Origin of the sequence: Streptosporangium sp. NPDC001559, from assembly GCF_042893955.1 — a bacterium.
Lineage (GTDB): Bacteria > Actinomycetota > Actinomycetes > Streptosporangiales > Streptosporangiaceae > Streptosporangium.
In genome coordinates this window covers 284,168-294,029 of sequence record NZ_JBIAVG010000012.1, presented here as the reverse complement: position 1 = coordinate 294,029, position 9,862 = coordinate 284,168, and the positions used below count along the sequence as shown (strand labels likewise).

General features: G+C 64.1%; 9 protein-coding genes and 1 pseudogene. 2 read left to right on the top strand and 8 right to left on the bottom strand.

From position 1 onward, the window contains the following. Positions 1-472: 472 nt before the first annotated feature. Both ACFYY8_RS26935 and ACFYY8_RS26930 read left to right on the top strand, forming a co-directional pair. The gene (locus tag ACFYY8_RS26935) at positions 473-5,944 is read left to right on the top strand and encodes a DNRLRE domain-containing protein (RefSeq protein WP_390045497.1); all 5,472 of its coding nucleotides are present in this window, start codon (positions 473-475) and stop codon (positions 5,942-5,944) included. 70 nt (positions 5,945-6,014) lie between these two features. Beyond that, entirely contained in the window at positions 6,015-6,584 is a 570-nt protein-coding gene (locus ACFYY8_RS26930; protein WP_390045495.1) for a DUF6461 domain-containing protein, read from the top strand. Positions 6,585-6,617: 33 nt separating this feature from the next. On the opposite strand, the gene ACFYY8_RS26925 is transcribed toward ACFYY8_RS26930, so the two are convergent. The 8 genes and pseudogenes from ACFYY8_RS26925 to ACFYY8_RS26890 form a co-directional block, all read right to left on the bottom strand. Beyond that, positions 6,618-7,184, bottom strand: coding sequence for a hypothetical protein (locus ACFYY8_RS26925; RefSeq protein ID WP_390045493.1), 567 nt, complete (start codon positions 7,182-7,184; stop codon positions 6,618-6,620). After that, positions 7,177-7,341: a helix-turn-helix domain-containing protein gene (locus ACFYY8_RS26920; RefSeq protein WP_390045491.1), complete on the bottom strand. Its 165-nt coding sequence runs from the start codon at positions 7,339-7,341 to the stop codon at positions 7,177-7,179. The genes ACFYY8_RS26925 and ACFYY8_RS26920 overlap by 8 nt, the downstream gene beginning before the upstream one ends. A gap of 56 nt (positions 7,342-7,397) precedes the next feature. Further along, positions 7,398-7,604, bottom strand: coding sequence for a hypothetical protein (locus tag ACFYY8_RS26915; protein ID WP_390045490.1), 207 nt, complete (start codon positions 7,602-7,604; stop codon positions 7,398-7,400). Between the two features lie 151 nt (positions 7,605-7,755). After that, a pseudogene (locus ACFYY8_RS26910) lies at positions 7,756-8,100 on the bottom strand (winged helix-turn-helix domain-containing protein); the annotation flags it as partial. Further along, a complete protein-coding gene (locus ACFYY8_RS26905; protein WP_390045488.1) occupies positions 8,030-8,398 on the bottom strand; it encodes a hypothetical protein in 369 nt (122 codons plus the stop codon). The gene ACFYY8_RS26905 and the pseudogene ACFYY8_RS26910, both read right to left, overlap by 71 nt. Continuing rightward, on the bottom strand, positions 8,391-8,663 hold the full coding sequence (locus ACFYY8_RS26900; protein ID WP_390045486.1) for a hypothetical protein: 273 nt from the start codon (positions 8,661-8,663) through the stop codon (positions 8,391-8,393). Before ACFYY8_RS26900 ends, ACFYY8_RS26905 begins: the two co-directional genes overlap by 8 nt. Continuing rightward, a complete protein-coding gene (locus ACFYY8_RS26895; RefSeq protein WP_390045483.1) occupies positions 8,660-8,896 on the bottom strand; it encodes a hypothetical protein in 237 nt (78 codons plus the stop codon). The genes ACFYY8_RS26900 and ACFYY8_RS26895 overlap by 4 nt, the downstream gene beginning before the upstream one ends. Further along, on the bottom strand, positions 8,893-9,855 hold the full coding sequence (locus ACFYY8_RS26890) for a hypothetical protein (RefSeq protein ID WP_390045481.1): 963 nt from the start codon (positions 9,853-9,855) through the stop codon (positions 8,893-8,895). Before ACFYY8_RS26890 ends, ACFYY8_RS26895 begins: the two co-directional genes overlap by 4 nt. Positions 9,856-9,862 lie beyond the last annotated feature (7 nt).

Genomic DNA, 9,862 nt, shown 5'->3' with positions numbered 1-9,862 from the left:
TCTACTCGGCATCAGACCTCACCGCCTACGCCCTCAGCACCGGCGCATTCCCACAAAAGATCAACTCGGCGAGTTAATCATCTGCAAGCCCTTAGCAGATGATCTACACGTGTTTGAGGAGAGCGAAGCACCTGGAACCACCCACAGCCGCCACCGAGGGAAAGAAGCTCCTAAAACCCACCAAACACACCCCTAGCCACCAAAGATCGCACTCAGTCATCTCTCGCACACCGAGATCGATCTTTACTTTATGTCGGCCTTATGTGAAGATCGCGAGGTTTGCAACAAACGTTCGAGAAAGGCCAGAGTGAAAACACTCCGACCAGGTCCCGACGGGTTACCCCGAGCCCAGCGCCGCATCTCCGTGATAGCCGCGCTCGGACTGACCACCTCTCTGATGGCTGTCCCCGCAACAGCCGCCCCCACTCCCGAACCTTCCACCTCCGCCAAGCCGACCACCGCTTCCGGTCCCATGGAGACCGCGCAGCGGGAGGCAAAGAAGCAGAACAAACGCGTCGAGATTCCCTCCTACCAAACGGAGACCTCGACGACATTCGCCAACCCTGATGGCAAGACTCTCTATACCGAGCTGTACTCCACGCCCATCCGCGTTCAGAAGAATGGAACGTGGCAACCGGTCGACACCACGCTGGTTGAAGAGGACGGAGTCATCCGGCCCAAGGCCATCAAGGGAGAGTTCACCTTGTCGGCCGGTGGCGACACCACCTTGCTGAGAACCGAGGGCGACAAAGGCCAAGCCGCGATCTCCGCTGCTGTCAAACTGCCCAAACCACAACTGGCTGGCGACACCGCCACCTACCCCTCGGCGTACGGCCCTGGCATCGACTTGGTCATCACCGCCACCCCCACCGGACTCCAGCAGAAGCTCGTGATCCGGCAGCGCCCGGCTGCAAAGAAGAAGCTGAGCCTGCGCATCCCGGTCGACCTGCCCAAGGGCATGCGCTACGGCAAGGACTCCTCCGGCAAACCTGCTCTGCTCACTGACAAGGCCGACAAGAAGCTCGCCCCCATCACCGCTGCCCCCATGCTGGACGCGACTGCGGCCCAGCAACCGGAGACTGGCCACGTCGGCGCGGCGACCACTGCAACGGAACAGAACGGCGATGACTCAGCACTACTGCTGACTCCCGACGCTAGCTTCCTGGCTGACCCCGCAGTGGCTTATCCAGTGACCATAGCTCTGGCTTCCGACACCTGGACCGGAACCGGTGTCGCAGGCGACACCTTCGTCAGCACCAGCTATCCCAACGGAAACTCCAACAACATCAACTACCAGCGCATCATCGCTGGCAAGTCCAACAGCGGCACGGCGACCTGGCGCGCCTACATCGACTTCAACATCAAGGACACCCCACTAGAGGGTGGCACGGTCGACAACGCCGACCTGCGGCTGTGGAACTTCCGGGCCAACGCCTGTACCTCGGAGATCGACTCCGGCATCGTTGCCCGGCGCGTCACCAGCGACTGGACAATCAGCAACCTCACCTGGAGCAACCAGCCGACGGTGACCACCGGCGGGCAGGTCGGCAACAAGGGCGCCTACAGCGACGACTGCTCCCGCGGCGAAGGCGAGCTGTACTACTCCATCGAGACCATGGTCCAGGCCTGGATGGACGGCACGGCCGACTATGGCGTCCAGCTCAGCTCCGCCAGTGAGAGCGACAGCACCAACTGGCGCTGGTACCGCTCCTACGAATACGGCGGCTACGACGGCTACCCGGGCCAGCCCCGCGGGCCCGTCTTGTTCATCAGCTATACGCCAGGAGCAGAGCCGATAGAGGCGTTGTACGTGCGCCCACGCAGCAGCTCCGTTCCCACCCTTAACGAGGTCTTGGCCCATGTCGACGACTCAGTGATCGACGAGCCACCCGACCCAGATCCGGTCACTCCCGAAGAGCTCAAGAGCGAGGCTGCGCAATCGACGCAAGTCGTAGGTTCTGGCCTGAAGGATGCCGTCCTACCTGACGGCCTGACGCCTGAAGAGATCAAGCAATGGAGCAACCCGAACATCGGCGAAGACCCCACCCAACCGGACCCACCGAAACCTGCAATAGCTCATTGGCTTTTTGATGAGGCCACCGGGAGCACCGCAGCCGATTCCACAATCAACGATAACAAGGTGACGTTGAATAACACCGCCACCTGGATCACGGGCAAGTCTGGGCATGCCCTGTCGAATATACCCACCAGCCAGCTCAGAACCCTTGCCTCACAAGAAGCGGCTAAGCAGAGCAAGCCTGTCGAGGTTGAAGCTGAGACATCTGAAACAAGCATCACCTACGCCCAGCCCGATGGAAAATCGTTCACGACCGAGATCACTGCAGGTCCAGTACGGACCCAGCGGAACGGCGTATGGGCGCCGATCGACACCTCGCTGACCGAGCAGGACGGGACACTGAAGCCTAAAGCGATCGCCTCCGGCGTCGCTGTGGAGGTGTCCAACGGCGGCGTCAGCGCGTTTGTGAAGATGACTGCAGCCGACGGGCAGTCGTACGCGTTGCGGTGGCCGACCTCGCTGCCCAAACCGACCCTTGCCAAGAACGTGGCCACATTCACCGACGCGGCCGGTAAGGGCGCGGACCTGGTCATCACCGTGCTGCCGACCGGGTTTCGGCACGACGTGGTACTGCGCGAACGGCCCACCAAGCCACTGGAACTGCGGATCGGCGTGGAGAGCAACGGACTGACCCTGTCCAAAGGCAAAGGCGGACGTCTGCTACTGACCCGCGGCAAGGGTGACAAGCTGGTCGCCTCGGCGCCGCAGCCGGTGATGTGGGACGCCGACGCCAGGGGCCGCCTGGTCAAGGGACGCCGTTCCAAGACCGGGCATGCGAAAATCACCACTGACGTGGTGACCGAGAACGGCCGCACCGAACTGGTGCTCAAGCCCGACCAGGCATTCCTGGCCAACCCGGCCACAACCTATCCGGTGCGGATCGACCCGGCCACCACGCTGCCGTTCAACCACGACGTGGAACTGGCCGACAGCAACGACGCCGACTTCCCCGCCGACCCGACCAGTCAGTACCTGATGGCCGGGCGAATGGCCGGATGGTTCCTGTCACGGGTCTATCTGCGCTTCGACACCACGAGCCTGACCGGCTCCACCGTGACCGACGCCAAACTGTCGCTGAACAACATCGACGCCCCCTCCTGCGGCACCCAGGTCGGCGCCGGCATCCAGGCGCGGCGGGTCACGGGCGCGTGGGATGAGAACAACCTGCACTGGGCCAACAAGCCCGCCTCCACCGCCGAGGACGCCCAGACCAACCGCCAAGCCTTCACCCAGGACTGCGGCGCGGCCCGGATGCAATGGACCATCACCGGCATCGCCCAGGACTGGGCGGCCGGCGCGGCCAACCACGGCCTGGTGCTGCAGCACCCTGACGAAACCGACGGCACCGACAACTACCGAGTCTTCACCGCTTCGGAGGACACCGACTACGTCGCTCCGCCGCTGCTGACCGTCACCACCTCCGGCCCGGCCTCCGCCCCCACCGTCACCAACCTGGCCGTCACCCCGGCCCAGGCAAGCGGCGGCACCACCACGGTCACCTCGCTCACCCCGCAACTGGCCGCCACCGTCACCGACGCCGCGACCGGCTCCCTGACCGGCCAGTTCGAGATCGAGCATGACCCGGCCGCCCCCGCAGGACAGGGCACTGGTCAGATCTGGGCCGGAACCTCCCCGGCGGTCGCCTCCGGCAGCCAGGCAACGATCACCGTCACGGCCGGGAAGCTGACCGACGGCTGGAAGGTTCGATGGCGGGCCCGCGCAGCTAACGCCACTGCATCAACTACCTCGGCATGGTCAGCCTGGCAACAGGCCACCATCGACCTGCCCGATCTGCCTTCCGCCCCTGCCGTGAGCGCTCTGCAGGTCATTCCCTCGGCTCTGGTTGGAGGCACGACTACCACGTCAAGTCTTACCCCCAGCCTGCGAGCTCAGGTGAACGATCCAGCAGGTGGGACGTTGCGAGCCGACTTTGAGATCGAGCATGACCCAGCCGCACCACAAGGGCAAGGCAGCGGACAGATCTGGGCTGGCAGCGCCAACAACGTGGCTGCGGGAACCCAAGCTGAGACCACCGTCCCGGCCGGGAAGCTGACCGACGGGTGGAAGGTACGCTGGCGGGCCCGCGCTGCTTCGGCCGCAACGACCTCACCCTGGTCGGAGTGGCAGCTACTGACAGTCGATCCGATTACTGCCGGCGAAGAGCCGATGGCCACTGCGGCCACCCCCATCATCCGTACAAACGAAAGTTTCACTATCGCCGCCTGGGTCCGTCTTAACGATAAAGACGGTCGCTATGCGATCGCCGAGCAGAAGGGGACCAATGCGGCTCCGTTCCACCTCGGTATCGATCCGGCTCATGGGCTGGTCTTCACTATGAGGCAAGCGGACTCGGCGACCAGCTCTGAAGAAGGCGCCCTTTCTGAGATTTCCCCACCTGTGGGTGAGTGGTTCCATCTGGCTGGCGCCTACGACGATGGCTCCAGGACTCTTTCCCTGTACCTCAACGGAAACTTGATCAAGGAACAGACGATCGGCTTCGCGCCGTGGAACGCTGATGGTTCGTTCACCATAGGCACGTCCATCAGGGGTGGTATCGATGACCTCTGGGTCTTCCCTCGGGGATTGTCTGCAACTGAGGTGAGCGATCTCTATACGCATCCGGGAGCAACGGCGAGCACAGCCGCTGTGACCAGCGCGCCTCATAAAGCGGTCACCTCCCGAAGGGCCAGGGAGGAAAAAGGTCTCACCCAGTCGGCGGCGGTCTCCTGGCCGTGGCCGGTGAGAAAAACTGATCCAATTCGGTACGAGAAATACGAGGATTGTGACGCCGATGTAGCTCAGATAGTCGGATTCGTCAACTTCCGTAGCCGGTTCTCCGGATGCTACTCCGGACAGCTAGTCGCCATAGACGCGGATAAAATCAACAATACCTTGTCAATCAAGGGAATGATCACCGGAGATATAACCCTCCTCATTGACGCGGACCAAAGTAGCCGCACAGTCGTTATTCGTTCCAAACTCAATAACGTCGCCGGTAGCGGTACTCTTCTGTTCAGTCCGCTGGGCTTGAAACTTAAGCCGAGAGGCTATCCAAGCAATGCGAATTGCAAACCGGTTCTGGGCTCGCCGTTCGGCCCGAACCTCCGGGAGAAGTCTCAGTCGTCTTGGAACGCCAACTCGCTGGAAATCTTCGGGCTGGAATCCCCCGCAACTGGCGTAGACGAAAAAGACAAAGATAAGATAACAACCTGCCGCTTCTCGCTCAACGTTATAGTAACGCCAATCGGGAGTAAAACCCGATCTGTCAACCTCTGGACCAAAGCGGGGGTCAGCGACATAGCATTTAAGGCTCGCTGCGATTCCGCAAAGTACGTCTACGCCCCCTCTGGCGGCTGCGTCTTCACCTACCCAACGATGTTCATGGAAATGGCCCGGAACGATGTCAACGAAAGAGGCGAGACATGGCCCGAGCAGTACGATCACATCAAGAAAGCCCTAACTAACCCAAACGCCGCACCTACATACCCGGAGCTCGGTGGAGTTGTCTACCCATGGTCCGCCGGGCGGTCAAAGAACATTCCTGGAGGATCCCAACAAAACCCTCTTCACCGCATCGCAAACAAAGATCTTAATGAGAAGCAGCGGGAGAAATCAGAATCGGTATGTCATCGGGAGATCCAGAGGACCTGGTCCGGCGATCTCGAAAAAGATCCAAATGCTCTAAATTGCGATGAATTTCCTTTCGCCTCAGTCGAAGAGGGCTCCCTTGGAGCGAACCCCGACTTCAACTACTCAGTCCGCCTGATCAGAGCCGACCACAACCAGGCGTTCGGCCGCGCTTTGGCCGCCTGGTACGGAAACAACAGGATCCTCAAGGAGGATGCGTTCTGGATCAAACTGTCCTAGGGTGAATCGGGGGTGCGGACAGCCACATTCCGCACCCCTACGCCCGTCGAGAGGGAAGCGAGAGGTCCAAATGAGTGGAGATACGTCCTGGCTGGTCGATGGATGGGATCTCGGAGACATCTGGTGCCTCACTTTCGTGAAGGGCACGGACCCGTCAACGGCGCTGCTGCGCATCGGTGCGGACCAGAAAACAGTCCGGCCACAGACGTTGGAGCAGCTGATGGATGGAGACCTCTCCCCCGACAAGATCGTTGCGGGCGACTTCGGCGACTGGACCGTGATCTTTCAGGTCAATGGCTGGACAGCCGACAGCTCTGACGTCTTGGCGAGGTTAGCGCAGAATACCACCGCCATCGTTGTTCTAAATCATCCGTATGCGTCCAGCCGATTCGTCTACGCAGTTAACAGCGAGATAATTACCAATTTCGATCCGATATCGCCACAGCAGCGCTATGGGAGCGATCCCGACCACTTGCTCACCGAAATGCGCAGGGCTGATATAAACCCCAATCGCCAACCTGGAGGGCCAGGCAAAGCGGCAGGGGTTCGAGAGCTCATGGTCTTGGCGCATCAATTGACGGGCATAATTCTTACTCCTGACATCATGAACGTCGTGCTTTTAGGTGCGACGCTCGCGTGAGCGCGACTTCTCCAACGCGCAATGCGCATCTGTTCACGACGCCTCCCCGCACCCGTAGTAGATCGTCCGGCCGTCCCGCCAGATCAACATGGCGTCGTCGGTCACCCTGTTCTTGTCGATCGTCGCGACCGGCGTCCGCCCGTCGCCGTCCACGCATTTTCGGTTCACGCACCTGACCTGACCCGCCCGGCGGCCGACTCGCAGCGAGAAGGTCTTGCAGTACGGATAGGAGGGCGGAAGCTCGCCCGCCGGAGCGCGCAGCGGCTCCCACCGCTCGGCGAGGCCGATGTCGCGGACCTCCTCGGCCCGACGAGTCCAGCCGGACAGGATGCGAGCCGTATGGCGGGCGGCCTCCTCGGGCACGGCGTGAACGAGGCGGGCGATCGAGGCGAGGGCCGCTGCGGTATTAGCGTCGGACCCGCCGCGGCGCTCGCCAAGGTGCCCGGCGGCTTCCCGGCGCAGGCTCGTCTCCAGGCGGCGGACGCCCTCGTGGATGTCCATCAGGATCGGCTCGGCGAGCAGCTCGGCGAGGCGCTCCAGCAGGGCGGCCAGCTCGGCGATCAGAAGTGTGACCTCCGCAGCCGGGCCAGTGTCAGCCACGGCTGTTTCCTCCCGTGTCCAGCCATCGCAGGATGGGCAGGACGCTAGCGACATGAAGCCCCTCGCCAGCCTCGATCCGGGAGATCATGGCGATGGAGACGCCGATCTGTTCGGCCGCCCGACTCTGGTTCAGGCGGCGGGCGCGACGGGTCTTCACGCACCAGCAGCGGCAGCTCTGTCAGCACTTGGGCCAGCTCGCTGTAGGAGGTCGGCTCATCGGTCATCGGCGTCCTCCACCAGGCGGACCTCGGCGATCCGGTAGGTCTCACGGAGAGCGTGCGCGCGGGCGGTCATCTCCAGGTTGTGCCGCTCGTAGCGGGCTCCGCTGATCTCCTTGTGGATCTCGCCGTGCGGATTGCAGTCGGGCCACGTTGAGTCGGGCGGGTACTCCACGACGACGTAGCCGAGCGGGTCAGCCACCGGAGGCCACCTCCTCGGCGGTCAGTAGCTCGGCGAGGCGCTTCTCCGCCTGGTCGGCCATCGTCCGCAGGTCGGCGATGACGGCGCGGGCCAGGTCCAGGGCGTCGCCCGCGTCGGCCGGCGACGGCTGGCCGGTGGTCGAGGCCGTCCCGTCGAAGCGGAAGCCGACGCATCGTATGGTCGTGATGTAGTACGGCCGGGCGGCGTTGTCGCCCAGCTTGCGGCGCAGCCACGAGATGTGCATGTCCAGGGTCTTGCTCGACCCCCACCAGGTCTCGTCCCACACTTCGTGCATGATCTACTCGCGGGTGACGACCTTCCCGGCGTCGCGGACCAGGACGCGCAGCAGGTCGAACTCCTTGGCCGTCAGGTGGAGTTCCTTGTCTCCCTGCCAGGCTCGGCGGGCGCGCAGATCGACGCGCAGGTCAGTCATCCGTCTCCTCTTCCTTCCATGTGTGGTCTGTGCATCCGGGCCACCAGGCGCGGCAGTCGGTCGCGGCGCTGTGACTCATCCGGGCGCCGTCGCCGACGGTGCACTTCGGGTGGCGGTCGTTGTGGTGGCTGAACACCTCGCGCCAGCGGCAGTTGCCGCAGCGGCGACCGGGCGCTTGGAGGTCGCCGTACGGAGCGGCCTCGGGATGGACACGCAGCTTGCCCACCACGGCCGACAGCGGATGGATGCCCGCGGCGAGCATGGCGGCCTGACGGCGGGTACGGCGCACCGTCTGCGACTCCTTCGGCGACTCGGGCTGGGGAGCGGCGGGCGTCCCGAACAGAGTCAACGCCTCACTCATCGCGGCCGACCAGGCGCAGGCCGGACGGTTCTCCGCGGGAGTCGTACGGCACCCGGTCCGCCGTGACGACGGGCTGCACCTGGCACCACAGCGCCCGCACGTGCTGACCGTCCGGCCCGGTGCCGAGCGCCTGGTGGGCCTGGTCGGCGAGCAGCGCGGCGGCCTCTATCGCCTCGGCGTCGGGGACCGGCTCCTCGCCGAGCACCGGAGCGCCGAGGAACCAGGACAGAAGCCGGAGCAGGTCGCGCGCCTCAGTGACGGTCATGACCATCCACCTCCGCTGTGCCGGATGGCCCCAGGGTCAGCATCGAAGTGCGTGCGCAGGCCCTCCACGGAATCGGGCGTAATGAGCACCTCGTCAGAGGGCGGCCCGAGCTGTTCGGCCAGATGCTCGGCACAGTGCTCGCACGTCAGCCAGCGGCGGGAGACTATGCTGCCGTCGGCCTGCGCGATCGCGATCGTCAGAGACGCGGTCCCGTGGTGGACGTGGCCGCTCACAACTCCTCCTCGGGCGCGTTGTTCAGCAGCGCGGCCAGGCCCTGGGCGACGGTGTCCAGCTCGTGCTGCATCTCCGAGACCGTGAGGCCGACCAGGGAGTTGACCCGGGCGGCGTAGTTCACCCAGTGCCGCAGACCCGCACGGAGCCGGGCCACCTCGACCTCGTGCAACAGGCCGCTGATGTGGGACAGAGTGCTCTGGGTGAGCTGGAGCTGGCCGTCGTCGTCGAGAGTGCCCGACGCCGTCCGCTGGAGGTACAGCGCCCGCTGGGCCTCACGGATGTAGCCCTCCTGGTCACGGCCGGGAATCTCGCAGTGGCTGACCCTCACCTTCACCGAGGGGTCCTTGTCGGACTCCGGCGCGGGCTGGGTGCGCTCGATGTGGCGGAACTCGATGATGGCCAGGCGGGAGCACCCGGGCCGGTCGTAGATCGGCCGGATGTGCTCCTCCAGCGCGGCCGAGGCTGCGGCACCAAGCTTGGAATCGAAGGACAACTTGGTCACGTGTTCTCCCAGATGCGGATGACGGCGCCAGGCTCGCCCAGCGCGTGCTCGTGGACGTACGGGAAGGTCTTGATCAGGCCGGCCGTCGATCACCTGGGAGTCGTCGAGGTAGACGACTCCGGTCAGGGCATCGCCGATCGCACGGGCGTAGTGGTCCCAGTCCGAGGAGGACCGGGTGATCGGCCAGGTGCCGGTCACGGTCTTCGGTTTGACCACGGTGACGACGGTCTCCAGGCGGACCGGGCCGAGTAGCGCGGCGTGCTTCTTGCGGACGACGTCGCATTGCAGGCACGGAGCCGTCGCGCCAAGACCGACCCATTCGTAGCGGCCGAGGGCGTCGAGGGCGGCCCCGCGGATGCGCTCGCGCCAGTCGCGCAGCTCGGAGCCGTTGGCGTGGTAGCTCTTGCCATGCTTGCCGGTGCGCAGGTTGCCCTGTCCGGCCAGGACGCCTTTCACGGTGAGG